This window comes from Undibacterium sp. Ji50W (assembly GCF_049340445.1).
Taxonomy (GTDB): domain Bacteria; phylum Pseudomonadota; class Gammaproteobacteria; order Burkholderiales; family Burkholderiaceae_D; genus Undibacterium.
Genome location: NZ_JBMPOX010000001.1, coordinates 633375 through 658389, shown reverse-complemented (window position 1 = coordinate 658389; position 25015 = coordinate 633375). Strand labels below are relative to the sequence as shown.

General features: G+C 48.4%; 23 protein-coding genes and 1 pseudogene. 17 read left to right on the top strand and 7 right to left on the bottom strand.

Translation table 11 applies throughout. The annotated features are described in order from the left end of the window. Positions 1-47 precede the first annotated feature (47 nt). The gene (locus ACO0K9_RS03020; RefSeq protein WP_422981612.1) at positions 48-1010 is read left to right on the top strand and encodes a WD40/YVTN/BNR-like repeat-containing protein; all 963 of its coding nucleotides are present in this window, start codon (positions 48-50) and stop codon (positions 1008-1010) included. A gap of 176 nt (positions 1011-1186) precedes the next feature. Here ACO0K9_RS03020 and ACO0K9_RS03015 read toward each other — a convergent pair. Continuing rightward, positions 1187-1378 (bottom strand): annotated as a pseudogene (locus ACO0K9_RS03015) (S46 family peptidase); the annotation flags it as partial. A gap of 181 nt (positions 1379-1559) precedes the next feature. On the opposite strand from ACO0K9_RS03015, the gene ACO0K9_RS03010 reads away from it, so the two are divergent. The 5 genes from ACO0K9_RS03010 to ACO0K9_RS02990 all read left to right on the top strand — a co-directional run bounded on the left by ACO0K9_RS03010 (position 1560) and on the right by ACO0K9_RS02990 (position 4093). Further along, entirely contained in the window at positions 1560-2426 is an 867-nt protein-coding gene (locus ACO0K9_RS03010) for an MBL fold metallo-hydrolase (protein WP_422981610.1), read from the top strand. A 30-nt stretch (positions 2427-2456) separates the two neighbouring features. Beyond that, complete coding sequence (locus ACO0K9_RS03005; protein ID WP_422981608.1) at positions 2457-2696, top strand: hypothetical protein; 240 nt, start codon at positions 2457-2459, stop codon at positions 2694-2696. Further along, positions 2693-3013, top strand: coding sequence for a GlcG/HbpS family heme-binding protein (locus ACO0K9_RS03000; protein WP_422981606.1), 321 nt, complete (start codon positions 2693-2695; stop codon positions 3011-3013). Before ACO0K9_RS03005 ends, ACO0K9_RS03000 begins: the two co-directional genes overlap by 4 nt. 11 nt (positions 3014-3024) lie before the next feature. After that, positions 3025-3660, top strand: a complete 636-nt coding sequence (locus ACO0K9_RS02995; protein ID WP_422981604.1) for a DsbA family protein — start codon at positions 3025-3027, stop codon at positions 3658-3660. Positions 3661-3841: 181 nt separating this feature from the next. Next, on the top strand, positions 3842-4093 hold the full coding sequence (locus ACO0K9_RS02990) for a hypothetical protein (protein ID WP_422981602.1): 252 nt from the start codon (positions 3842-3844) through the stop codon (positions 4091-4093). Positions 4094-4375: 282 nt separating this feature from the next. Here ACO0K9_RS02990 and ACO0K9_RS02985 read toward each other — a convergent pair whose 3' ends face one another. From ACO0K9_RS02985 to ACO0K9_RS02970, 4 genes are all read right to left on the bottom strand, one after another. Next, on the bottom strand, positions 4376-4792 hold the full coding sequence (locus ACO0K9_RS02985; protein WP_422981600.1) for a nuclear transport factor 2 family protein: 417 nt from the start codon (positions 4790-4792) through the stop codon (positions 4376-4378). Between the two features lie 43 nt (positions 4793-4835). Next, positions 4836-5579, bottom strand: coding sequence for an SDR family NAD(P)-dependent oxidoreductase (locus ACO0K9_RS02980; protein WP_422981598.1), 744 nt, complete (start codon positions 5577-5579; stop codon positions 4836-4838). A gap of 105 nt (positions 5580-5684) precedes the next feature. Then, the gene (locus ACO0K9_RS02975) at positions 5685-6269 is read right to left on the bottom strand and encodes an NADPH-dependent FMN reductase (protein ID WP_422981596.1); all 585 of its coding nucleotides are present in this window, start codon (positions 6267-6269) and stop codon (positions 5685-5687) included. Between the two features lie 416 nt (positions 6270-6685). Then, positions 6686-7510, bottom strand: a complete 825-nt coding sequence (locus ACO0K9_RS02970; protein ID WP_422982514.1) for a pirin family protein — start codon at positions 7508-7510, stop codon at positions 6686-6688. A 263-nt stretch (positions 7511-7773) separates the two neighbouring features. Between ACO0K9_RS02970 and ACO0K9_RS02965 the strand changes: the two genes are divergently transcribed. Continuing rightward, complete coding sequence (locus tag ACO0K9_RS02965; protein WP_422981594.1) at positions 7774-8688, top strand: LysR substrate-binding domain-containing protein; 915 nt, start codon at positions 7774-7776, stop codon at positions 8686-8688. A gap of 39 nt (positions 8689-8727) precedes the next feature. Here ACO0K9_RS02965 and ACO0K9_RS02960 read toward each other — a convergent pair whose 3' ends face one another. Then, positions 8728-10890 (bottom strand): S46 family peptidase, encoded by a 2163-nt coding sequence (locus tag ACO0K9_RS02960; protein WP_422981592.1) that lies wholly within the window; start codon positions 10888-10890, stop codon positions 8728-8730. Positions 10891-11701: 811 nt separating this feature from the next. Here ACO0K9_RS02960 and ACO0K9_RS02955 point away from each other — a divergent pair. From ACO0K9_RS02955 to ACO0K9_RS02910, 10 genes are all read left to right on the top strand, one after another. Then, positions 11702-13108: a hypothetical protein gene (locus ACO0K9_RS02955; protein ID WP_422981590.1), complete on the top strand. Its 1407-nt coding sequence runs from the start codon at positions 11702-11704 to the stop codon at positions 13106-13108. A 178-nt stretch (positions 13109-13286) separates the two neighbouring features. After that, the gene (gene ribA, locus ACO0K9_RS02950) at positions 13287-14570 is read left to right on the top strand and encodes a GTP cyclohydrolase II (protein ID WP_422981588.1); all 1284 of its coding nucleotides are present in this window, start codon (positions 13287-13289) and stop codon (positions 14568-14570) included. 191 nt (positions 14571-14761) lie between these two features. Continuing rightward, positions 14762-16030: a hypothetical protein gene (locus tag ACO0K9_RS02945; RefSeq protein ID WP_422981586.1), complete on the top strand. Its 1269-nt coding sequence runs from the start codon at positions 14762-14764 to the stop codon at positions 16028-16030. A 14-nt stretch (positions 16031-16044) separates the two neighbouring features. Then, on the top strand, positions 16045-17874 hold the full coding sequence (locus ACO0K9_RS02940) for a WD40 repeat domain-containing protein (protein WP_422981584.1): 1830 nt from the start codon (positions 16045-16047) through the stop codon (positions 17872-17874). Between the two features lie 5 nt (positions 17875-17879). Further along, on the top strand, positions 17880-18623 hold the full coding sequence (locus ACO0K9_RS02935) for a sulfotransferase (RefSeq protein WP_422981582.1): 744 nt from the start codon (positions 17880-17882) through the stop codon (positions 18621-18623). A 39-nt stretch (positions 18624-18662) separates the two neighbouring features. Then, the gene (locus ACO0K9_RS02930) at positions 18663-19100 is read left to right on the top strand and encodes a VOC family protein (RefSeq protein WP_422981580.1); all 438 of its coding nucleotides are present in this window, start codon (positions 18663-18665) and stop codon (positions 19098-19100) included. After that, the gene (locus tag ACO0K9_RS02925) at positions 19087-20370 is read left to right on the top strand and encodes a hypothetical protein (protein ID WP_422981578.1); all 1284 of its coding nucleotides are present in this window, start codon (positions 19087-19089) and stop codon (positions 20368-20370) included. The genes ACO0K9_RS02930 and ACO0K9_RS02925 overlap by 14 nt, the downstream gene beginning before the upstream one ends. A gap of 94 nt (positions 20371-20464) precedes the next feature. Continuing rightward, positions 20465-21448 carry a glycosyltransferase gene (locus tag ACO0K9_RS02920; protein ID WP_422981576.1) on the top strand — a complete coding sequence of 328 codons (984 nt, stop codon included), beginning with the start codon at positions 20465-20467 and terminating at the stop codon, positions 21446-21448. Positions 21449-21496: 48 nt separating this feature from the next. Beyond that, positions 21497-22300 carry a hypothetical protein gene (locus ACO0K9_RS02915; protein ID WP_422981574.1) on the top strand — a complete coding sequence of 268 codons (804 nt, stop codon included), beginning with the start codon at positions 21497-21499 and terminating at the stop codon, positions 22298-22300. Continuing rightward, the gene (locus ACO0K9_RS02910) at positions 22261-23487 is read left to right on the top strand and encodes a 3-deoxy-D-manno-octulosonic acid transferase (protein ID WP_422981572.1); all 1227 of its coding nucleotides are present in this window, start codon (positions 22261-22263) and stop codon (positions 23485-23487) included. Before ACO0K9_RS02915 ends, ACO0K9_RS02910 begins: the two co-directional genes overlap by 40 nt. 80 nt (positions 23488-23567) lie before the next feature. Here the strand turns inward: ACO0K9_RS02910 and ACO0K9_RS02905 are convergent, their stop codons facing one another. Next, entirely contained in the window at positions 23568-24986 is a 1419-nt protein-coding gene (locus ACO0K9_RS02905) for a glycoside hydrolase family 88/105 protein (RefSeq protein WP_422981570.1), read from the bottom strand. Between the last annotated feature and the right edge of the window lie 29 nt (positions 24987-25015).

Here is a 25015-nt window from a genome sequence, read left to right as displayed (position 1 = left end):
AACTATGACCGCCGACGAATGCAGTTTTTAAGATGTTCCAGGATGATATGAAAAAGATAATTGCGATCATTTTACCTCTATTTTTTGTGTCAAATTTATATGCGACAGCCCCGCTGGTTCCCACTGAGCCTTCATTTACGAAGCTTTTTATTGGTCCACATGGCGAATTCCTTGCCCGTGCAGGAAAAGATATATATCGAAGCACGGATAGCGGTTTGCACTGGGTAAAAGTATTTGCTAACGCGAGCGTACTTTTATTGATCCAGGGAACAGACGTCTTGTCTATAAAGATACCTGGCAGCATATATCGCAGCAAGGATTTTGGCATTACCTGGAAATATGATGGCGAAACTAAAAATGTGTCCTGGGCCGAACAAATGTTCCATGAGTCAGTGGCAGAAACCAGCATTGATGAAAATGGAACTTATTATATTTGCGTAGGATATCAAACACTTCAAATTTCAAGCAATGGTGGAAAAAGTTGGAGACAAGCTAGTGGCTTAAATGAATGCAGTGCGGTTGCCGCAACTAATCAATTTATTTATGTTGTTGGCCGACATGGTTTATTTAAGAGCGTTGATTCTGGATTGCATTGGACTAATGTCCCCATACTTAACATCGAGATGAAAGAGCTATTTTCGAAAGGTTATGTGCGCTTCTTAAAAATTGACAGTGGTGGGAAACTTTATGCGGTTGGGTATGAAAGTAGTGACGGCGAAATGAGCTGGAGACGTCAGAATTTTGGGATTGCCAAGGAATTAGAAGCATGTGTAGTTGATGTCAGATCGGATATTATGTACATCACTACAGGAGGAACACCGGACGTTCCTTTCATTGGCTACCTCAGCATTAACGGTGGTTTGGCTAAAAAAATCGGATTGCCTTATACGGGATATGATCCAGTTACGAGAAATGGAAGTAACCTTTACATTACAACTGGTGGAAATATTTATAAAAGTACGAATGAGGGAGTTTCTTGGAGTAATCTTGGTAAAGATGGGATTGATTGATGAATTAACCATCGCATACCTTTGATAGTGGGTAAAAATCGCCGCAAAGATTAACAAATTATGTAACGCCAGTAAAAACTGGACATATACCAACTACGCTATTGGATATAGTAAAAAAACCCCTGCAAGCTCAAAGTCTTGCAGGGGTTTTTTTACAATGTACCAGTCTTAGTTTATTACTCTGAGCCCATCTCTTTGAGCAGGCGGTCAGCCTTGTCCGCGTGTTTCATCTGCCACAGCATATAGAGCAGGTCAACCTGTCTGGAACGGGTATTGGCCTTGTTGTAATCCCAGTCAGAAATGATGGAATCCAGAGTGCCGTCAAATGCCAGACCGTTGAATTCACCTTTAGCGTTCAATACATAGGAAATACCGCCCTCCTGTTTCAAACCCACTAAATACCCTCTCATGAGGTCAATTGACTCATTATTTGATCGATTTAAGAAACAATAATGTGCAATTTCCGCTATTTATCTGCTTGATTCTAGCAACTATAGTTCATTGTAACGCTGCAAGGCGTACCTTTAAACCATCTGACTGGAGCTCATCATGATCCGTACCACTGTTATCGCCGCTACACTGGCTATTAGTTTTACCTCTGCGCAAGCTGCGCAGCCGCTTACCGTCAAGGTTTACAACGCCAATGGCGCCAGCTTCAACGTTAACTCCACGCTGGTTTACGGCGAAAAAGAAGCCATGGTGATTGATGCGGGTTTTACCCGCGCTGACGCATTGCGTATTGCCGCAAACGTGCTCGACAGCGGCAAACAGTTGACTACCATCTACGTGAGCCAAGCAGATCCCGACTACTATTTTGGTGTAGAAACCTTGAAAGAATTTTTCCCCCAGGCCGATGTAGTGACTACACCTGCCGTTCTGGAGAAGCTGACGGCCAAGATGGCGGGCAAGCTCGCATTCTGGGGTCCAAAGATGGGTGCGAATGCACCACATAAGCCAGTGGTACCACGGGCACTGGAAGGCAATGTTCTGAAGCTGGAAGGCCAGTCCATTGAAATCCGTGGCACCCAGGGCTTGCTGGCGCATCGCCCGTATGCCTGGATTCCGGCGATCAAGGCTATCGTGGGCAATATCGGTGTATTCGGCAATATGCATGTGTGGACTGCAGACAGCCAAACAGCGGCTGAACGCGCTGCCTGGGTGGCGCAACTGGATGAAATGTCAGCACTGAAGCCTGAGCTGGTGGTTCCTGGCCATATGAGTGCCGGCACCCAGGTGGATGCCAGTGCGATCACATTCACCAAAGACTATCTCCTGACTTTTGAGAAAAATCTGGCTTCCAGCAAAGACGGCGCAACGCTCATCAATGCCATGAAGCAGTCTTACCCGCAAGTGACCGACGGCGCGATGTCGCTGGACATCGGTTCCAAAGTCAACAAGGGCGAAATGAAGTGGTGACACCACAAGCCTGACCAGGCTTGAGGTTCCATGATCTCCATTGCACTGCACCCGATAAATTTTATCGGGTCAGTATTGTCTTCCCTCACCAAATATGTGATGAACTCTATGAAACACACTTTAATGACCTTGAGCCTGGTTGCACTGGCCGTCGGCGGCGGTAATGCTTTTGGCGAAACAATTAACTACGGCGCACCTATCAGTCTGGAAGTTGCCAAAAAAGTTGCCCAGGCGGCTGTGACCGAAATGCACAAAAAAATCTTGAATTGACCATCGCTGTCGTTGATTCTGGCGGCAACCTGATTTATTTAGAGCGCTCAAATCAAGCACCAATTGGCACTGTGGATGCCGCTATAGGAAAAGCCAAGGCGGCCAACGGAATTAAAGCGCCTACCAAAGTTATTGAAGATCAGGTTTTGAATAACAACAAAGTCAACCTGCTTGGCATACCCGGTGCTTTCCCTGTTGAAGGCGGTGTACCACTGATTTTCAATAAGCAGATCATCGGTGCTATCGGTGCCAGCGGTGCAATGCCGGCAGAAGATGGCGCGGTCGCCAATGCCGGTGCTAAAAGCCTGTTACCTTAGGAGATCGTATTATGCCTACTATTCTTACTTATTTATTTGATCCCTTGTGTGGCTGGTGCTATGGTGCTTCGCCCGTGATCCAGAAGCTGGGTCAGCAAAGCAACTTGACGCTGGAACTTGCTCCCACTGGCTTGTTTGCAGGCAGCAACGGACGCACCATGGACGCTGCATTTGCAGAATACGCGTGGACGAATGACGTCCGCATTGAACAACTGACTGGTCAGCGCTTCACCGAAGAGTATCGTGCGCAGGTATTGGGTAAGCATGGCAGCCGCTTCGATTCAGAGACAGTTACGCTGGCACTGACTGCTGTTTCCATGACGGAACCGCAACGTGAACTGGAAGCATTGAAGGTCCTGCAAGAAGCACGTTATGTCTATGCACAAGACATCACGGCCACTGGCGTAGTGGAAAAGCTATTGCGCGACATGGGCCTGGTTGCAGCAGCCGTTAGACTGGCAACTGGCGATGCAGAACTGCGTCAGGCCACCGATGCACGCATACGACGCGCGCAACACCTGCTGCAAACGTATGGCATCACCGGTGTGCCTAACATGGTGGTGACAAAAGGTGGCGAAAGCCGACTGTTGCGGGGCGACGCCCTGTTCGGTGATATTGAAAGTCTCCTGGATGTACTGGAGAAATGACTCACTTCCAGTCTGCCTTCATATGAAGGCAGACACGTTCTGCACCGGGCCAGTATCCTGTTGAATGTTGAAACGAGCATAAAATAGGTGTACAAGGTACAAAACTACACATATTGATATGTGTTGGCCTTGTCCTCGACCCTGAATTGTTTTACCTTGGCCCCATCAACAGGAGCTTCCCATGAACAAACTTCATCAGGTCCTTGCTCATATGCGTCAGGGACAGTGGAACGAAGCGCATGATCTGGTACAGAGTGACGATACGCTGCTGGGGGCATGGCTGCACGGCATTTTGCACATACAAGAAGGTGATCTGGAAGATGCCGAGTATTGGTACGGCAAGGCCAATCAACATTTCCGAGGTCGTGGAACACTGGATGAAGAACTGGAACGTTTTACGGCAGAATTGCTGAATATTGATGCCCAGGCATAACATTCAGCAAAAAACGAATTCAGCGCTTCGTCGCTCAAATCGAGACCAAGGAAAACATCAATTTATGCAAAAAATCATCAGCTTATGAAACCCTGATGCAAAAACGCTGGGACACGACTACAACGATTCCACCTTCGGCGACGTTGTCGGCCCCAGTGATGAAAGAACTCACTTCCGAAGCAAGAAATACGGCGATATTGATTCTGCCATCGCAGTAACGTCTGTAGGGTGAAGCGGAATCATGCTAAATCGTCTGAAGCCACTTGGAGTGACATCTCAGCCTTAGAACGTTGCACCGCTCATAGCTGCCATGAATGCCATTGGATTCCAATACTCGCGGTAATTGACGATAAGTCCATTACGGAAAGTGACAAAAGTGGCATAGCTCATTTCATAAGGATTGCCGTTGCCTATAACTTGGCCTGAGGCACTCCACTCCGCGATGGCGACATTTGGATCGTCAGTGGTGTGTATCTTCAATGTGGGAATTGTTTTTACATCAATAACGCTTGGATAATTGCGCAGATATTCGTAAATAGCCGTGCGGCCCAGAATTTTTTTGGATGCGGCATCCGGCGCAAAAGGAAATTCGACGACAACATTCTCGTCGCAAAGATCCGCCCAGCCCTTCATGTCTTTGGCGAGGAAGGTATCCAGGCTACGTTTCAATAATTGTGCTGCAGTTAAGTTGTTAGTCATCATTTGATCCTGTTTTTTTGTTTGTTAAAGCTTGGTTAGAAAACTATCCGACGCGATATTGCCCACCATCGACAACCAGCGCCTGGCCAGTCATGAAGGCGGCATCGTCCGACGTGAGGAAGAGAATGGGCCCGACGATTTCTTCTGGCTCTGCAAAGCGCTGAATGGCTTGAGCCTGCCATGTTGCGCGGCGTTGCTCTTCACCCTGGGCTTCGGTAGCAACTGTGTGTGTCAGGCCGGGTAGTACCGCGTTGCAAGTAATGCCATCGTTCGCGACGTCATTGGCCAGTCCGCGCATGAAACCTACAATACCCATCTTTGAGGCGATATAGTGGCTCATGCCCTTCACCGTCAGGCCAATGGAATTCGAGGAAATGCCGACAAAACGCCCCCATTTATTGCGACGCATGGCCGGTACGAATTGTTTGGCGGACAGGAACTGTGCGTCTAGATTGACCGACATAGTCTTGCGCCAGGTGTCCAGGTCAAGTTCTTCGATCGGGTGATTTGGGTAGAAAGCAGCATTGTTGATGACGATGCCAACGTCGCCGAAGCTTTCCTCTGCCACACGGGAGATAGTAGCCCAACCGTTTGGATCGGACACATCTGCCGCGACACCCACTGCGTTGTGACCGATAGCAGCAACTGTGGCGCTCGGAGATTGCAGATCAACGACAACCACCTTTGCTCCGCGTTGCGCCAGCGCTACCGCAATGGCAGCACCAATGCCCCGCCCGGAGCCGGTGACGACGGCGACGCGGTTCTGGTGAGTTAAAAGAGTAGTCATTCTTGTCCTTTAGATTTTGATGAAACCGGATCCACCCCGTCAATAACGATGCAAATACTCAAGATACCGAAGGTGCCGGGGTACGGAATCTATCGTAGGTCAATATTATTTAGTGCCTCGCGCATGCTTGAGTACCTTCGCCCACCAGGCGAGATCGTCAAGCAAGCCATTGGCTGCCTGCTCAAGGTGAGGAAACTCTTCGAATTTTTTGCCTTGTTGCCAGATACCGAGAAATTCCGTCATCCCGATATGTACGGCATTTCGTATTGGGGCCATTTGCAATTCGATGGCAACCAGTCGCAGTTGTTCGACGGCGCGAGCCGCGCCAACGCCACCATAGCCGACAAAACCAATCGGTTTACGTACATATTCCTTGTACGCATAGTCAAATGCATTCTTCAGTACTGCACTCGGGCCATGGTTGTATTCTGGCGTGACAGCTATTAGTCCGTCGAGTGGTGCCAGCGTTTCCGCCCAACGCTGTGCAGCGATATTCTTGACAGGTGCCCAGGACGGTGCGGTTGCTTCCTCAAAGAATGGCATGGGATGATCACGCAAATCGATCAACTGGACAGTAATGTCTTCCCGTTTGAGCGCAATATCGTGTATCCAATGTGCTGGTTTGTCGCCGAACCGACCTTCGCGGGTCGATCCAATGACGATACCAATAAGAGGTTTGATTAATTCCATGCTGGCTTACTCCTGGTTAGGTTAAAGAGGTGAAGGTAATCCGGCAGCATGAAGACTCGTGCGCCACCATGGCAGCAAAAAAAGTACTTTCGCTAACAGAAAACCTGCACTGCTCAGTAAAAAATGTGTGTGGCGTGTGGACAAAAAATAACCGTAACGGTAGATATCCTGGTTCAGGCTTGTACCTGCTTATTGATGAAATCCAATTTCCTCTAATTCCGCCTTCCATATCTGTTAAGCAAAGGATAGAGGCGCCGGCATTGGGTGAATAGACAGAAAATTAGTAGTAGACTCATCCAATTTTCGTCGCTATCGGCCAATGTGAGTTTCAATACCAAAGATATCTGTCAGGAAATCCCACGCAGTTTTCAGAGTAGATATCGTATTTACCTCGTAGCGCCGATATGTCAAAAGCATCAGGTTAGACGTCCCTCTCGCTGCAGTGCTATACCTATCCGCCGGATCTCTGCCTCGCCTTGCTCAAGTGCAGATTTGTTAGTGTGGACCGAGTAGGAACCTGTGACCAGCGCATAGGGATGTTTTACTGCTGAGCCGAGTACGAAGGCGGTTTCTTCCTCGGCCACAATGTCAATGGCTTGATTCGATTCCTTGAAAATCACCAACTCACCGGCACCAACAGCTTCATGCGCATTGAGCTGCCCGGTATTCACCGCGAGCCAGGCCACGGTGTGGCCAGTTGGCGGGGAGTAGTGCCATCGCTCGCCCGCTTTCAGGTGCATCGCCAGGTAAGCCATATCAGAAGGTGCCGGGATCAAACTTTGTGCCATGCCATAGCGACCAAGCATCACGCGCACAGGGCCCTCTGGCGGCACCTGCGAAGGGGCGAGATAGATACTTTGCGCAGGTGCATTTTCTTCGGCTGGAGGGAGTGCTATCCAGAGCTGAAAGCCACGAATGCGCGAGTCATCAGCAGGCCCGCCTGTGTGCCAAACGCCATTCCCTGCGCGCATCCATTCCACTCCTCCTGCTGGCAACAACCCCGACTTGCCGGTGGTGTCCTCATACACGACGTCCCCCTCCAACAGGAAGGTGAGCGTCGCGATCCCGGAATGCGGATGCATGCCAAAACCCTTTTGCCCTTCTCTGGGTTTGAAACTGACAAGATCAAGAAACACAAATGGCTTCAGTAATTCGCCAAGATCCCCCGGGCTCATCAGCCGCGTGATCGGTCCATGGGTACTGCCGCAGGTGCGAAAAACGATTTCGCGAGCTTCATTCATCGTTGCTGTAGTCACGCTGTATTCCTAAATTGACGCATTGTTTGTCGAAATGATCTTGTATGTCCGTGACGAATTGGCTAGCGCAAGTCGCAACATCAGCCTGCCGGGCTATTGCTTACACGGACAAGGACAATTGTCAGGTGACGAAGACGGGCAACAGGCTCCACACCAGCTTTATGTGGACGAAGATACGGCCAACGTGATTATTTGAGTAGATGGTATGATTGCATTTAACTCATCCATTTTTATTGGTAATAAATTTCATGATCGACTTGAATGACATTGCACTGTTTGTACAAGTCGTGCGCAGTGGTAGCTTTGCCGGGGCGGCAAGGCGGCTTGGGATACCAGCAAACACGGTGAGCCGACGCATACAGCAATTGGAGCAACAACTCGGGATGCGTCTGCTTCAACGTTCGACGCGCAAGCTCACGCTCACGAATTCGGGTCAGACTTTCTATGAGCGCTGCGCTGATAATGTTGAAGGACTAAACGAAGCCGCGCGCGACTTGATGACGGACATACAGGAACCTGGTGGCCTTATTCGGGTAGCAGCCCCTGCTGACTTCTTTGATTTTTTCCTAATGGATTGGACAGCCGACTTTTTGGCGAAATACCCCAAGGTGTTTGTCGAGTTCATTCTTAGCGACGCAAAAACCGATCTGATTGCCGAACGCATTGATGTGGCTTTTCGAGGAGGTTCGATGCAGGACTCTGGCTATATAGGCCGACAAACGCAGTGTGATGGCAATCAATGTCTGGTAGCAAGTCCCGCTTACATTGCTGCACACGGCATGCCGGACTCATTGCAGGATCTGGTGAATCATGCCTGCGTGAGCTTCAGTCAACCTGGGAGCCACGCCGTTTGGAGTCTTACAGGACCAAACGGCATAGACGAAGAAGTTCAGTTTGTAGCGCGTTTCAGTGGCAATACGGTGCAAGCCTTGCGAAAGGCAGCGATGGCGGGCATCGGCATCGCCCTCCTCCCTAACCCGATTATAAAGCACGACTTTAACGCAGGCCTGCTCTTGCCCGTACTGCCCCAGTACAAGCGCACCGGGCGCAATCTGCACGTACTTTACCCAAGCCGACGACACTTGCCGTTGGCGGTGTCAATATTTATTGAGCTGGTGGTAGAAAAACTGACTGCGGAGTATGCAGCACCGATGGTGCCTTAGTTTGCACACTACCGCAGATAATAATAAAAGCCGCAATAATTACTCTGCGCCCATTTCTTTGAGCAGGCGGTCAGCCTTGTCCACGTGTTTCATCTGCCACAGCATATAGCGCAGATCAACCTGTATGGAACGGGAATTGGTCTTGTTGTAATCCCAGTCGGAAATGATGGAATCCAGGGTGCCGTCAAATGCCAGGCCGATGAATTCGCCTTTGGCATTCAATGCAGCGGAACCTGAATTGCCACCAGTGATATCCAGTGTCGCCAGATAATTGACAGGGACTGTTTTCAGTTGCGGGTCAACATATTTGCCGAAGTCTTGGGCCTTGATAGCTGCCAATTGTGCGGCTGGTGCATTGAATTCGCCAGTACCGGTTGCTTTTGGCGGGATGCCGTTGACGGTGGTAAAGGCACTCCATGCCAAGCCATCGGCAGTACCGTGGTCACGACCGCTCACTTTGCCGAAGGTGACGCGCAAGGTGCTATTGGCGTCAGGGTATACCGCCTGTCCTTTGCTCTGCATGTAGGCGATTTTTGCTTTCATGTAGTTGCCATAGGCTAACTGGATTTTACCCATCAACTCTTCTTCTTCGGCTTCACGTTTCAGGCCGCCTTCATACATGGCAACTGCTGCCTTGACGAAACTGTCATTGCTGGCCTTGAAGTCTTCTGGCTTGGCGGTCAACCATGCGCCGCGCGCAGCCTTGTCACCCAGCTTGCTACCTGCATACATAGTATCGAGCAGGGATTTCAGCTCAGCTTCAGACATACCGTCCTTGATACCCATTGCGGCATCAAAATTGGCGCTGCGGTCTGCCTTGGCTTGCGCGGCATATTTGCTCAGGTTGTACAAGACCAAAGCCTTGTCGACTTTTTCATCGTAGTTACGCTCGATGGCATCCGCCGCCGCCTTGAAGCGAGGTAGATCACGCACCTGGAAGCCAGCTTTGCGTTCTGCATCAGCCTTGGTCGATTCATTCGACAGACGATAAAAAACCCGTGCTGTAGACAGGAAACGTGGGGAAGAATTGGGCAGATAAAAGTCACGCTTGGCCAAGGTATCGCGTTCGGCAATCAGCTTTTCAACCTGATCTATATCGCTGGCAAATTCCTTGGCGCGTGCAGGATTGCTGTTGATCCATGCTTTCAGCTCATCATGCTCTTTGGTCTTGCGTGCCAGGATATCGCTGCCGGCATAGCTGTCGAGCATGCCTTGACGGTTTTTATAGTAATTGTTGATACCTGCCACCTGGCCGGCATACTTGAGTTTGGCATCCGGATTGTCGCTGGTCTCTTTGGCGATGATGGCCAGCATGTCGCCAGAGCTCTTCACAAAAGTAGGATAGTTCCAGTCAAAGGTGTAAGCCACTTCTGACGGCAGGCGGTGGCGGTTGGTGCGGCCTGGGTAGCCCAGCGCCATGATGAAGTCGCCTTCTTTGAGATTATCTTTGGCCAGTTTCAGGAAATGCTTGGGCACGTAAGGTACATTGTCCTTGCTGTAATCAGCAGATTTGCCGTCCTTGCTGACATAGGCGCGGTAGAAACCGTAATCGCCTGTGTGACGTGGCCACATCCAGTTATCGGTATCGCCGCCAAACTTGCCTACCCCTTCAGGTGGTGCATGGACCAGACGTACGTCTTTGATTTCCAGTTGTTTGATGAGGTAATACTCAAGGCCACCGTAGTAAGGATAGACGTTGCAGCGATGACCGGCATCTTTTTCACATTCAGCGATGATGACTTTGGAATTCTTTTCGATGGCGTCAACACGGGCCTTGCCATTCAGCTTGGCAGTTGTCTTGTCAATGATTTTGGTGCTGACATTGCTGACATCTGTGGTGACAAGTATGCGCGAGCCAGGTGACGCCGGCAATTCTTCGTCCAGGCTGTTTGCCAGGAAACCATTGGCCAGCAAATTGCGTTCTGGCTTGGAGTTATGTGCCACGCTGTTATAGACACAGTGGTGATTGGTGGCGACCAAGCCTTGTGGCGACACAAAGGAGGCAGAGCACCCACCCAGGCTGACAATGGCAGCCATAGGGAATTCCGTCAATTTGGTCAGTGTTGCCGGGTCCAGTTTCAAGCCGTCTGCCTTCAGTTGCTTGGCAACTTGTGGCAGTTGTTGCGGCATCCACATGCCTTCATCTGCGCTGGCGATCTGGCACAGGCTCATGAGCGCCAGTGTTGTAAGTGTTTTTTTCATCATATTATTATAGAAAAATGTGAAAATTAAAGGTAATTCCCCCTCGAAACCCGGGATTATTAATCCGGGGCGCGATTTGCTTAGTCTGGCAATTGAAGGAAAAGTTCCTTGTCCCAATACGTTTTGTGAAATACGCCCTTCCCTGACCTGCTTTATTTACTCTACTGAATTAACCACTGAGTTCCCTACTGAGCAGTCTCATCGCGTCGCTTGCGAGACCTGCCTTCGCTCTGCCGCCTACCCGTGCAATAAATTCCAAAACGTCCGTCCCAAACTCATCCCTGACGATGAAATGGGCTCTCAGCATTATTAGTTGCGCAACGGCAATTGTGCAACATCAAGTCAACGTATAAATAGCACAACGCCAGAATTGCCAAATACAAATAATTAATTGACAATCCATTATTGCAATGATATTGTTTTTTTGCCATTCGGCGTTTGGGGGGGATCATGATAAATACCAATAATTTAGCTGACCCTGTCTTAAACATTGCCCCGCCTTCTTCACGCCCGGCTGGTATTAAAATAGCAACAGAGCTTACCTTGTTGTCGGTTCCAGTTACAAAACATCTACATCCTATGTGTGCGCTAACCCGGAATGGCTGCCACACACCATAAAAAACTCAGCTGCCAATAAGTCACGCTCTGTGGAAAAGAAGTTTGCGTTCATGCGTAGGAATCTTCGCTGAATACTCGTAAAAAGCATCACCTCTGCGCCTCAAAGTTCAAGTCAAGCGCAGATAAAACGTCAAATCTGCAATTAACTTAGCTCCTGATGCAAAAACATTGGGACATTACTGATGAGGAAATAATGAAAAATCCTACTTGCTCCACTCAACTCGGTTTTAGCGCAATTATTGGCATGGCGCTTGCGCTTGCGACTCCGGGTTTATATGCACAATCAGCTTCCGCAGCAAGTTGTCCAACACAGAACTGGGCGACTAAGGTCTTGCCGACTTTCAACCAGCCCAACGCCCAAGTACCAACTGCGGCACCGCAGTCGTTTTGTGAATTTCATCAAACTACCTACGAGAGCTTTGTCTGGGCAACCACCATGATCAATGGTGCGCCACGTTTTTTGAGTTTAAAAACCTCCGATCAATTGGTCACAGCGATCCCGTCTAACAAGAAAACAGGCGGTGTGACACTTAACCTGGCTAGCCGCAACTTTGCGCCAAAATCAGGGAAAAGTGAAGGTGCCGGTGCAATTGTTGAAGCTGATGGCAATATGCTGGTTGGCCCAAACGGCTACCCGATTTATGCTTCGGTGCATATGAATGACTCGTATTTTAATACAGCTAAAAACAATTTAATTGTGAATGGCGGCTATCAAAAGAACACCGATAATTTCAAGGTAGGCGCAGCGGTCTTTAAGGCCACCTGGTTGCGTTTGGGCAATGGTTTAAGCGCGCCCCAGGGCAGCTTCACCACGAAGGCAAACGTTCCGGTGCTGGTCAATAAAAATGGCGTGGTACAACCTGATGGCGATAAAACGGTGGTAGTTGACGTAGCTCTACTTGGATTGCATGTGGTGGAATTAACCAAAGATCATCCAGAATTCCTGTGGGGTACCTTTGAACATAAATTAAATGCCCCGATGTTGCCTGATGGCACATTCAGTACAGGCGGTAGCAGTCCAAATAATTTTACTTTGTACAAGGCAGGCACCTTATTTGGCCAATCAAATATCGCCAATTTATCGAACTCCAATCCACCGAAAATTTCTGGAACAAGCTTTGACGCCTACACCCAAATTTTTTCGCCGACGATGAATGTCGTACTAAACAATGCTACTGGTGGTGACACTTCTGGAACGATACCTTTGGTTAACACGGCAGGCCAACAATATCTGGCGGGCCAAAGCTCTGTCTTTGCAAACTATGTGATGATAGGCACCGTTTGGTTTGCGCCAAACGCGTTTGTCATGCCTGCCGCACAGAACATGGGTGCAGAACAGGGGGTAGGTTCAGTCAATCTGGCCAACAGCACAGCAGAAACATTTGTGCAAATGCCGCAGAATTCATTTGGACAGACAGTCAATAATTGCTTCTCTTGTCATAATACAAATTCGTACACCTTCCAGACGCCAGCTTTAACAGCACGCTTGATTGCCACCAGCCATGTTTTGCCGCAGGGTGCTGCGGCTATGTATACCGTACCAAACCAGGTTCGTCTGCCACTAACACCTCTGACAGCAGCCGCCGCCGCAAAGAAATAGATTGCCAGAAAGCAGCCCGTACATTCTTTCCAGATCATGGAGAAATGTACGGGGGTGCGCTTGCATTGAGACGGCAAAGGTCGGCCGCCTGCCATGACTTCATGGAGCAGACCCGACAAAAATTCAGCAAGACCTTGCTTGCAACCTGCAGCCAACTCCTGTTTCAAAAGAGAATGTCATGAATCTTGAAGCCAGCACACAATTGCCGACCGATTTTGGCAGTTTTTTGGTCAAGGTATATCGCAATAAGCAAGGACAAGAAGTTACAGCAATTTGTTCCGGCGCACTTGTTGGCCGCAGCAATGTGCCGGTCAGAGTTCATTCAGCATGTTTTACTGCTGAAACACTCGGTTCTTTGAAATGTGATTGCAAGCAGCAATTAGATTTTGCACTCTCCTATATTGCCAAGCATCAGGGGGTGGTGCTGTACCTGCCACAAGAAGGCCGTGGCATTGGCTTAAGTAATAAAATCCGTGCCTATGCATTGCAAGAAAAAGGTTATGACACGATACAAGCCAATCGCATGCTGAATTTGCCGGTGGATTCACGCACCTATGAAGACGCCCGCGATATTTTGCTGGATCTGAAAGTCAACTCGATTTGCCTGCTCACCAACAATCCCACCAAACTGCAGAACCTTGAAGATCTTGGCGTGCAGGTAACAGGAAGAATTCCAGTGCCGAGCGACCCCAACAGTTTTTCGGCTGCGTATCTGGATACCAAGCAACAACAGATGGGACACCTGATCAAGGTCGACAACGGAAAAAACACAAAAAATTCACCTGTCGCGAGCAAAAAAAATACCGCACAGATATCGAGACGCCCGTTTGTCCATGTGAACTTTGCCATTGACAGCGAGGCAAGTACACTCAACGCATCTGGTACCAACACGACCTTGTCCTGTGACGCAGATTGGCGACGGGTACATGAGCTACGAGAAAAATATGCAGCGGTTGCCGTTGGCGCAAATACCTGGCAACTCGATAGCCCACGCCTGACTGCAAGGGCTGATGTATTGGGGCGAAAACCAATTCGTCAACCCGCCAGGGTCATATTTTCGGGCCACCAGGAATGCCAGTTCAAACTGGATTTGAGCGAGCGACAAAGTTTTCTGATTGGCCATACCGAACACGCTTTGGCAGCCACACAAACTTTCATCCGTTGCCAGAATCATGACCTGGCCCAACCCTTGTCCAAGCTCAAAGAACTCGACGTTGATTCCATGCTGGTCGAGGGTGGATTGACATTAATTGATTCTTTTATCCGCCAAAATATGGTTGATTTGCTGACCATTTATGTCCGGACCTGTTGCATTACCACTGCCACCAATGCCGCAATCAAGGCAATTCCCGATTTAAATGCCGATGCGATAGAAGCACGCAAGTATGGCCAGGGAATGCTGCTGTCGGTTGCCTTTACAGAATCTGTTCGCCACGAATTGAGTTATGGGATGGTTTCATGAAAAATGTCGTTTTTGCTGTCGTCAATCCTGCCGCCGGGCGGGAAGAACAGAATAAGTTGCGTGAATTCACCATTAGCTGGTCACGCTATGGCTACCATGGCGACTTGATCGAAGCTGCGACGATAGATCAGGCACTTGCGAGTGCTGCACAAACACCGGCCAGCTATTGCCTGTTGCAAGGCATAGGGCACGTGATTGACGAACAATGGTATTTATCGCATTGGCAAAAGGAAGGCTTTTATCGCGGAATGCGACGTTTGATGGACAAGGGAGATTTCCTGGTCGCTGGGGAATGGTTTAACAGCGACTCTGCGTGCCTGGGCTTACAGACAGATTGCCTGCTGGTGGATTTGCAACGGTATCGCACTTTAGGCATGCCAGGTTTTGGCATGCCAGACTTCCAGGTTCGTCAATTGCCAGGCACTACCCTACAGGCTGAGGATGATCTATTTCCGGCCAACACGCATTTTCGTGATGTGATGGCCAATGCAGCTGGCTGGCGTTTCATCGCAACCAGCATGCAGCATCAATTACCTGTTCGCCGTTTTGGAAATGCCATCAACGATTGTCGTTTCAATTTGGCGGACGATGTGCAAGTAAGTGGCTTTCACAAACTTGTTGGTCAACAGATTAACCAGTTGGAGCAACTGGATCACCTGCTCCCTGCCCAACGTACTTTCATTGGTCGGATACAAAAGCAGTTGGCCGATGCGAAAAAAGGTGTTTTCTTATTTAATATCGAATCCTACGACGATCTTCAAAAAAACGACGCAACCCATGCACCCTTAGATGCTATTTTTAGCGTCGCCGCCGGTTTCAAACCGTATAAAATTTTACAGACGCAAGGCTTTCACGCCAACACCAAAGTTATCTTGTTTGATTACAGTGCCAAAGCCCTGGAGGTCAGGCGTTATATTGTGGATCACTGGGATGGCGCGGATTTCCCCAGTTTTATTCGCCGGATATTCCAGGCATTTCCGCATCCAGATGCGTTCTATCAGCTATGGCATGACACGACGCCAGAGAATATTGACTGGCACGATGTAGAAATGTTGTGGCAACAGGAATTGGAAAAATGGGGAGGCGCGCAGGCTTTTCAAGAGCACTGGCAGGTCTGTCGTCAACTACCGCATCAGTATTTACATTGTGATTTACTGCAAACACGGCAACAGCTACTGCTTGAACTGGGTCAATACAAGCATGCCTATATTTGGTGGAGTAACGCTTTTTTTACGATCTACAGTCATTGGCACTACAGCGCGACTGAGCGCAAACAACAATACTTAGCCTGGATAGATGAGTTAGCAAAAATCGCACCTGATTGCCAGGTGAATGGTGCCGACCATCACAATGTGGCGGTCAATGGCCTTACCGCCAGCGCCTATGAAAGGCAATTTATGCGTCATCAGGATGATGAGCTGACGCCACAACATCTGCATGCCGTTGATATTCGATTTTAAAGGACAAGCAAATCATGCAACCCCAAATTTTTCGACGCCACAGGGGGCCTGTGACCTGTGCAGCACAAATTCCAAATAGCAACACCATTATTACCTCGGGTTACGATAATGCCGTCGCCCTATTTGACACGCTCAGTGGCGAGGTCAGCTTGCTTGGTTATCATCAGCATTTGGTAAATCGTGTCACCGTCAACCAATCTGGCACATTGGCGGCATCGGCATCATCCGACTACAACGTCTACATCTGGGACTTAAAAACAAGTCAGCTTGCGATGGTGCTCAAGGGGCACGACGACGATGTTGAAGATTTTGTTTTTATTAGTGATGCATTAGGAGCATCGGTGTCGCGCGATTGGCGCATCATTATATGGGACTTGAGCAGCGGAACCATCAAACGCATCATCCTGGGACATCAAAAGGACGTGCTTTCTATCAGCTATTTTGATGGGAAGCTGTACACCACTGGCGATGACATGACTCTGCGCATCTGGGATATTCATAACGGAGCAGAAATAGCGAAAATTGGTCCATTTGAAAATGAGACAGATACCTGTGCGATTGATACCGTGAATAAACGCCTGGTACTTGGCTGTGATGATGGCATGGTCCGGGTCTTTGACATCTACAACAAACAGATGATTGTTGAAATCCCTGGCCATCAGTCAGCCATTAAAAAAGTGGCTGTGTCACCTCTGACTGGTGATATTTTGTCTGCCGCATACGATCAAAACATTTTCATTTGGGATGCAAATAGTTTCACAAAAAAACAAAAACTTGCCAGCCATGCAGCGCTGTGGGAGCGCTCATTTAACTGGACCGTCGATGGCAGGCAAATAGTAGCCGGCACTTTCGATGGCACGGTTTTATTATGGGATGCAGAGAGCGGTGAGTGCCTGGCAGAATTTGGTGCCGATAGTCAAGGTAATGCCTGTTTTAATGATATTGCCTCCCAAGGTGATGCGCAGCTTGCCCTGGTCAGTGACGATGGACTTATCCGTGTAGGGGAACTCAGCGAAACCACAGCCCGCTGGCAATATCAAGGTGCACCGCAACAAGGGCGAGTGCTGATGAACGCGGCAACATTTTGCCCATTAAAAAAACAGCTTATTACAGGGGCGCATAATCAGCATTTGCATATTTTTTCCAATCAGGCACAAGAACTGGCCCAACAATTGGAAATAGGCTTACATGAAGGCCCGATCAATTCCATCCGTACGTCTATACTGAAGGGGCACGAAGGAGAAATGTTCGTTGCCTGCTACAGTGGTAACCTCGTCCATCTCGATGCAAATGGCGTACTGCTGAAAAAGATTGCGCTGCATGACAATGCCATCAAAGCACTCGCATTGCATCCTGAGTTGCCGATAGGTGTCAGTTGTTGCGCCGGCGGAGAATTATTGAGTTGGGATTATACGGGCAAGATACTGAAACACTATGTAGGGCATACCGCCATTGTTGATGGGGTTGATATTGATCCTAGCGGACGTTTTATAGCCAGTGCCGGGCGAGATTTCACTTTGAAAATTCATGGCCTTGAAGACGGTGTGCTATATCACTGCATTCATTTAGGACGACGTTCACCAAAATCTTTGTGTTTTGCTGCACCCGACGTAGTGATCGTTACCAACTATTGGGGAGAATTACTGCGTGTTTCCTTGTCAGACGGAACAATAATTCGTCAGACTGTCGCACAAAACGGCATTAGCTCCATTACACGACATGGTGAACATTTCGCCGCAGCCTCCTATGATGGCGCTGTTTATCTGGTTGAAGAGCAACAGTTGCGTGTCCTCAATGTATTGCGTTCGATGACGCAACAAATTGCCGCACCGGCTTTCGCCTGAATGTCATGAATCATCTTGCCACGACCCGCTTTGTTATTTTGGCCGCCCCCAGAAGCGGTAGCAATATGTTGTGCAGCATGCTGGACTCGCATCCGGATATTTTGTGTCACCATGAATTATTTAATCCCACCGGTATTTTTTATGCACTACCACTACGTGATAGCGATTTCCAGCTGGCACGCAACATGCAGGAGCGGGATCAGGATCCGCTAAGGTTTTTGGCTAAAGTATGGCAGCAGCACGCCAGCAAATCCTGTATTGGTTTCAAAATGACATACCAACAAAACCTGGCAGCTTTCAATTCAGTACTGGTAGCTCCTGAGATAAAAAAAATAGTTTTACGGCGTAAAAACACGGTCAAAAGCTATGTTTCCAAATTGATCGCTGAGCAAAGTGGAATATGGGAAGATTATGGCGACACCAGACCTAACGACGATATACAAGTGGAACTTGATCTAAACCACTTGCAGCAAGACCAGGCGTTTAACCAGCGTTATTACACACATATTGAACATCGCCTGCAGCAAACACAACAAAATTGCCTGCACCTTGAATATGAGCAATTAAGCGACAGTGCTTGCCAACGTCAGCTTCTCACCTATCTGGCTTGCAGGTATCTGCCACTGCACACACGCAGCCGTAAGCAAAATCCCAGCGATTTGGGACAAAAAGTGAAGAATTACAGGCAAATTCTGGAGCAATGCAGGGATAAAGAAATTCTTGTCCAACTGACCGATCTTCATGCCTGAAGAAGCCTGCAACCGCAAGCAGTCAAAAAGGAATTCTGTATGAGTACTTATCTGGAACATGCCAACCTGACGGTGCCCAACATCGAACAGGCTATCGATTTTTTGCGCACAGTGGAACCGGATTTCAAGGTCCGCCACGATCAAATCGACCAAGTGGAAAACGGTAGGCGGCGCTGGGTACATTTCGGTAGTGAACGGGTATATATCGCCTTGCAGGAAGCGGAGCCAGGCAGTCAACCACAAATGCCCAGGCGCAGTTATGAAAACTACGGCATCAATCACCTGGGATGGGTGGTCGATGACTTCGATGCAGTCCTTTCACGCTTGCATCAGCAAGGTTATAAACAAAGCTTGTTGATCACAGATGAAAAATTCCGTCTACGCGCGTATTACCATGATGCAGCAGGATTTGAGTGGGAAATTATTCATTATCTCAGTGACAAAGACGAACAAAGAAACTTTTATGAATCTACATGAACTATTTGATACCCCAATTGACAAGCCATTAAGCAATGTCAATCATGTGGCACTCACCTATGCGCAGTTACATACCTTGGGCGCGCAAGGTGCAAGTGCCTTCTATTTTTTGGATTTGGAAAAACTGCGGGACAATTACCATCGCCTGCGTCAGGCCTTTGTCAGTGCGTATGAAAACAGCCAAATCGCCTACTCGTTCAAGACGAATTATGCGCCAGTAATTGGTCGTCATTTAAAAGACCTGGGTTGCTGGGCGGAAGTTGTTTCGGCGATGGAATATCACATCGCAACAGAAGTACTCGGCTTTGCACCTGATCATGTAGTCGTCAACGGCCCTCTGCACGAGCCGGACTTCATCGAAAAAATATTGCTGGATGGAACGAATTTCAATGCTGACGCATGGTATTTGCTCGACATGATCGGGCAAATCAGTCAACGCCATCCACATCGCCAGTTTCAAATAGGAATACGCTTAACATACCCTATTGCAGAAGGTGGTTTTTCACGTTTTGGCATCAGCAGCGACGCTGAGAGCCTGCAACGCTTAAGCGAATGGCAAGCAAGCCACCGCAACTGCAGGATTCGCGGTCTGCATAGTCATTTCTCCAATTCATCACGTAGCCTGGTTTCTTTTGCAGACCGGATTAATGGCTTATTGGCTGCCAGCGATATTTTGTTTCCAACTGCACCACCAGATTTCATTAATATTGGCGGTGGTTTTTTTGGCGAAATGCCACAATGCCTTGCCAGCCAATATGCACAAACGCCAGATTTCTCTGCTTATGCACAGCAAATCGGCAGTACCATGCGTGCGCGCTTTGGTGCCAGTAGCGGAGTTACATTAATGCTGGAGCCGGGTACGGCTTTGATCGCCAATGCCATGGTGTTCGCATGCAAGGTTATCGAAGTCAAGCATGTCGAGGGCAAGACCTTGGCCCTGGTGAATGGCAGCAATCATAATATCAATCATAAATGGGCAGGCGAAGCACTGCCGGTACAACTGATCAGTCAGCATCCACAAGCAGGGAATGCGGAATTTGATATCGTCGGTAACACCTGCATAGAAAAAGACGTACTGCGTCTCGGTGTACAAGGCAATGTAGCCGCTGGTGACTATCTGGTCTTTCAATACATGGGGGGATATACCAATGTATTGAAACAGCCGTTTATTCATCCTTGCCAGCCGATTTACTGCTGGCAAGACAAACAATTACGCATCGCTAAACGACAAGAAAATATCACCGATATTTTGGCCACCTATGTCTTATGACTTTACAGAATAGGTGTACTGCCCCCAATACTACTCCCGTTGATACGCCGCTGGGGCAATTTTCCAACCGCCTTAAACAAGAGGATGAGTCACAATGAACGTTGAAATGGAAACGGAGCTACCCTCCCGATACTGTATTTCAACAATTACCTGTGATAACTTTTGCATAGGCACCGAAGTGCTGCTTTACAGCGTCTTGAAATACAATCCCTGGTTTTGCGGCGACATCAATATCGTCATCAGTGAATTGTCTGTGGCAAACCGCAATCGCCTGCAAGCCATTTACCCGGTTAAATTTATTCATGCCAGCGCTGACCTGGTAAAAAAAGTGGACACTTTGCGCAGTCATTTTTCTTACTTGCACGATATCCACTTACGCTTTTATTCATTAGTTTCATTTAACCTGCCACAATATGACAAGGTAGTTTATCTTGACAGTGACATGTATTGCGCCGGAGATATCAAGGCATTATTCCTATCTACTGCCCCTCTGCAAGCTTGTCTGGATGGTTTTTCCTACGAAGATCGGATTGCCCCCCTCGTCGCCCAAGCGGGCCTTAGTCTGCCCACATCACAGAAACGCTACGGAAAGCATTTTGAAAACTCATTCAATGCTGGTGTCATATCCATCTCACCAAAAAAACTAGGTAATTTTAATTTTCAGGAATTATTGAACATGCTCGACCATGATGCATGGTTAAGTTACGGCGAATCGATTTTCACTGATCAAATGGTGATTAACCGGTATTTCGAAGGCGCAATTTCATCGATATCGAGTCAGTATAACTATATGATTTTTTTGGGTGACTATCTTCATTTCGTTGACGGTATTCATTGGCAGCAAGCGAAGATTATTCATTTTGCCGGCAAGATAAAACCTTGGAACGACTATGACCAGCAAGCTCTATGGAAAAGTGCACCACACTACCTCCCCTTCATACACCAATGGCGTGAATTTTTGCACGAAGCCCGCAGTATCAACCGTGCCTATGACCAGGCGCAACGTGTAATCAATCAATATCAATGGATCACGTCTGGCGCTGACCATCAATTGCAGGCACTTGACAGGTTATATTGAAAAATAAAAATACGTCCTGGCCACTACAAAACCATATCACTAGTTCCCATGAAGATTTATTTCAGTCCAGACTGCCCCAAGCTACAGGATTACTCGATTGTGGCAATGATTCATTATCTTGGCTATACAGTCGTAAAAAGCGCAGAAGAAGAATTCGATTTTGCCTATATGTGGGAAGATGCGACCAAAACCATCCCAAGTGCCGAGCTATTGAAAATCGCCAGACACAAAAAAGTACTCAATTTGCATTGCAACGACATCGGCAAACGCAAGGTGGATCAAGTCTGGCAAGATATCTGCGGCTATAGCAGTTTGATTAACCCTTGTCAGTATCAAGGTAAAGCATTGAAAAAATCAGATGCGAATGGAAAAGGTGGTGGAGAGATCATTGACTGCCCAATTTCAATCGATGAACTTGATACAGATTGTGTCTATCAATCCTATATTGAGACCAGTGGCATCGGCGCGCAATTGGAATATCGCCTCCCCTATATTTTGGGCCGCATGCCACTGGTATTTGAGGTGTTGAAGGATGATCCGGAAAATGTCCCTGGTCGGCGTATCCAATTGCAATACAAGCACTCTATTTCACCCAGGCAAAGCAGCGATGTTTTTAATGCCGGGGAATGTGAACAAATTATTTGCTTTTGTCAGCAACTTGGATTAGATATCGGCGAATTGGACATTTTGCGCTGTCGCCACAGTAATCGTCTCTATATCATCGATGCCAATACTACGCCAACCTATTTTAATATGTTTAACCGCTATTGGCGCACGGACGACAAGCGCATGGCCATCCATACGCTTGCAGAATGCTGGGAACAGCAATTATTAAAAATATTGCCACCATGACCGCGCCCAGGCCAAAACAGAGCATTCTGTTAATTGCACAGAATATCCCGCAAGTCTACGTCGCCCTGGCTTTGCTCCCAAAGCTTGACGCGCAGTTTGCGGATTCTAAAATAGTGGTATTGACCCGAGCAAAACATTTTCAGCATTTCGAAAGCGATGCCATTTTTTGCAAAGGAAAAAGCAAGCCACTTCTGATCGATGAATGGCCAGTACGAGAAGAAATGACGGGATTTTCCTTGGTACTCTGTATTGGCCATAGCTATTTTCTTAGCGAAGAATTGCTGCATCATTTAACTCATGTAGATTGTCCCGTGTATTGGATCAACACGCACTTTGAACAAGCTGACTTGATTCGATGGAGCCGGCGCAAGCTGGTTATTGCCGACATCTTTCTTGGGGTATTTTATGAAAATCACGAAGATAGACAGGTACTGTCAGAGACGGGGTTTTCAGACCAGCAATTACATTTTGTCGGCAGTGCCAAATTTGACTGTGCCGCAGCCAGTCCTTGGCAAATAGCGCATGCCAGGACAGGCTTGAACGCAATACAAATGAATGGCCACGCCGAAAATCCAATTACCCTGGTCGCTGCATCTATTGCTGAAATCAAGGAAATGGCGCTCATCGTCAATGCTTATCATGCATTGACACTGCAGCACCCCAATCTTTTCCTGGTACTTGCGCCCAGAAGCCTGGAGCGAATTGAAGAATTTGGAAATTGGATGGAACAGCGAAACTTTCACTATCACCGCAGTTCTGGCTCGCATTGCACGCCCTGCCCCATCTTATTGGTGGACGAAGTTGGTATTCTCAAGGGTTATTATTACAGTGCTGATATTGCCATCATGGGACGCAGCTTTTACGCATCGTCTGGTGGTGGTTCAAATTTACTTGAGCCGGCAGCAGCAGCGCTTCCCATCGTGTGCGGCCCATACATGGACGGGTTCAAGGCAATCACGTCTCTTTTTTTGCAACAGCAAGCGGTACTGCAATTGAGCACTCCAGAGCAATTGCTAGCTTGCCTGCGTCAATTGCTTGGAAATCCATCGGTATCCACAGGCTATGGCAACAAGGCCAAATCCTTATTGCAAAAACATATGGGTGGATTAGAGTCAACTGTCCGGCAGTTGGGAGAAATCTGTGATGCTTTGGGGCCGGATGCGCACTTACCGCTTGTCTCAGTGTAATGCCAAGAAAATACAGGAAAATACACGGATCAAGGAGGCATTTCGTACCGCATTGAAATGCCTCCCAGGGTCCTACCCGATTATGGCTTGCTTATTTTGACCTGCAATGAACTGTCATTGATTTCAAAGGTATTGGCCTTCATCAGATTGATGACTTCTGCACCAGCCAGCAATACCGGGCCATAACTGTGCGCAGCAAATACATTCACCGGGCGATAGTAATAAAACGCCGGATCAAAGCCCATGCCTGTACCCACGCAGGTGCCTTCGACCTGGCCTTTTTGCGTCACTTTGCTGGCAACTGCATTCCATGCCAGCATGACTACCGGTGCGTAGGCACGTTTATCGATAAAGCCACGATTGATGGCGTGTGCCATGGCGTAGGTATAGATGGCAGTGGCAGATGTTTCCAGGTAGCTGTCATTGCGATCCAGCAGTTGGTGCCAGAATCCTGTGCCGTCCTGATATGACGCCAGGCCTTTGACATGGGCCTGCAATTGCGCCAGCACATCGGCATAACCGGGATGCTCTGGTGGCAGTACATCCAGCAATTCAACCATGGTCATGACGGCCCAGCCATTTGCCCTGGCCCAGTGGAATTGTGGATGAACACCCATATCCTGCACCCAGCCATGCATGTACACGCCTTTTTCCTTGTTGAACATGCGTTCGGAAAACAGTTTGACCTGTTTCACGGCATCATCATAGTACTTGGTGTCCCCGGTCAATTTACCCATTTGCGCCAACGCAGGCACACTCATGAACAAATCATCCAGCCACAAGGTATTCGGTTGTGGCCGGTTGCGCGCCAGCGTGCCGTCGGGCAAGCGGAATTCCTTGGTGCTGACAAAGCTGCTGCAAATATCAATCAGGCTTGACAGTTTGTTAGTGACACCGTCCCTGGTGGCTTTGATCATGGCAGCACACATGGCACCGGCGTCATCCAGCGCATGGGGCTGCAACAAAGAACGGATAGGTGAAGGGCTCTTCGGATTAGCTTTCAGGCGTGCAATGTAATGCGGTGCCAGGTCGGCCAGCAAACCAAGGCGATCACTGGCGTAATTGCTGAAACGTTTATCACCTGTAGCACTGGCGGCCAGCAGCATGCCCGCGTAAGTGACACCCCATTCATAGCTGGTCAGGCGGTAATCGCCAGGGGCCAGTATGGTATCGTCATTGATCTGGGAAAAATCAGTAATCTGTTTCTTCGTTTTGCCATCAATAATCTTGGCAGGCGTGACGTTATCCAGATAGGTGTGCACGCGATACAGCACTTTCTTGACATCTTCTGCGGTCGGCGGTCCATATGGCGTGGGGTAAGCGGGTTGCATCAAATGCAGTGGCGCAGTGACGTCATTGGCTGGCTTGCCAGCGTTGTTTGTTTTACCTGCGGCTATTGCCGTGTTCATGCCCATACTAAACGGCAGCATGCAGCTAATGCCTGCGATGGCCAACAATTTCAATGTCGAACGCAGGCGTGATTGGTTTTCTTGTCTCATCTTGGTCATCGTTTTTTGCTCTTTATTTC

Excerpts from the sequence above, each read along its gene's own strand:
- ACO0K9_RS02995 (WP_422981604.1), top strand. The coding sequence starts at position 3,025 with ATGCCTACTATTCTTACTTATTTATTTGATCCCTTGTGTGGCTGGTGC.
- ACO0K9_RS02975 (WP_422981596.1), bottom strand. The coding sequence starts at position 6,269 with ATGGAATTAATCAAACCTCTTATTGGTATCGTCATTGGATCGACCCGC.
- ACO0K9_RS02970 (WP_422982514.1), bottom strand. The coding sequence starts at position 7,510 with ATGAATGAAGCTCGCGAAATCGTTTTTCGCACCTGCGGCAGTACCCAT.
- ACO0K9_RS03010 (WP_422981610.1), top strand. The coding sequence starts at position 1,560 with ATGATCCGTACCACTGTTATCGCCGCTACACTGGCTATTAGTTTTACC.
- ACO0K9_RS02960 (WP_422981592.1), bottom strand. The coding sequence starts at position 10,890 with ATGAAAAAAACACTTACAACACTGGCGCTCATGAGCCTGTGCCAGATC.
- ACO0K9_RS02980 (WP_422981598.1), bottom strand. The coding sequence starts at position 5,579 with ATGACTACTCTTTTAACTCACCAGAACCGCGTCGCCGTCGTCACCGGC.
- ACO0K9_RS02935 (WP_422981582.1), top strand. The coding sequence starts at position 17,880 with ATGAATCATCTTGCCACGACCCGCTTTGTTATTTTGGCCGCCCCCAGA.
- ACO0K9_RS02955 (WP_422981590.1), top strand. The coding sequence starts at position 11,702 with ATGAAAAATCCTACTTGCTCCACTCAACTCGGTTTTAGCGCAATTATT.
- ACO0K9_RS03005 (WP_422981608.1), top strand. The coding sequence starts at position 2,457 with ATGATCTCCATTGCACTGCACCCGATAAATTTTATCGGGTCAGTATTG.
- ACO0K9_RS02910 (WP_422981572.1), top strand. The coding sequence starts at position 22,261 with ATGCTGGGAACAGCAATTATTAAAAATATTGCCACCATGACCGCGCCC.
- ACO0K9_RS02985 (WP_422981600.1), bottom strand. The coding sequence starts at position 4,792 with ATGACTAACAACTTAACTGCAGCACAATTATTGAAACGTAGCCTGGAT.
- ACO0K9_RS02915 (WP_422981574.1), top strand. The coding sequence starts at position 21,497 with ATGAAGATTTATTTCAGTCCAGACTGCCCCAAGCTACAGGATTACTCG.
- ACO0K9_RS02990 (WP_422981602.1), top strand. The coding sequence starts at position 3,842 with ATGAACAAACTTCATCAGGTCCTTGCTCATATGCGTCAGGGACAGTGG.
- ribA (WP_422981588.1), top strand. The coding sequence starts at position 13,287 with ATGAATCTTGAAGCCAGCACACAATTGCCGACCGATTTTGGCAGTTTT.
- ACO0K9_RS02940 (WP_422981584.1), top strand. The coding sequence starts at position 16,045 with ATGCAACCCCAAATTTTTCGACGCCACAGGGGGCCTGTGACCTGTGCA.
- ACO0K9_RS03020 (WP_422981612.1), top strand. The coding sequence starts at position 48 with ATGAAAAAGATAATTGCGATCATTTTACCTCTATTTTTTGTGTCAAAT.
- ACO0K9_RS02965 (WP_422981594.1), top strand. The coding sequence starts at position 7,774 with ATGATCGACTTGAATGACATTGCACTGTTTGTACAAGTCGTGCGCAGT.
- ACO0K9_RS02905 (WP_422981570.1), bottom strand. The coding sequence starts at position 24,986 with ATGAGACAAGAAAACCAATCACGCCTGCGTTCGACATTGAAATTGTTG.
- ACO0K9_RS02920 (WP_422981576.1), top strand. The coding sequence starts at position 20,465 with ATGAACGTTGAAATGGAAACGGAGCTACCCTCCCGATACTGTATTTCA.
- ACO0K9_RS02925 (WP_422981578.1), top strand. The coding sequence starts at position 19,087 with ATGAATCTACATGAACTATTTGATACCCCAATTGACAAGCCATTAAGC.
- ACO0K9_RS02930 (WP_422981580.1), top strand. The coding sequence starts at position 18,663 with ATGAGTACTTATCTGGAACATGCCAACCTGACGGTGCCCAACATCGAA.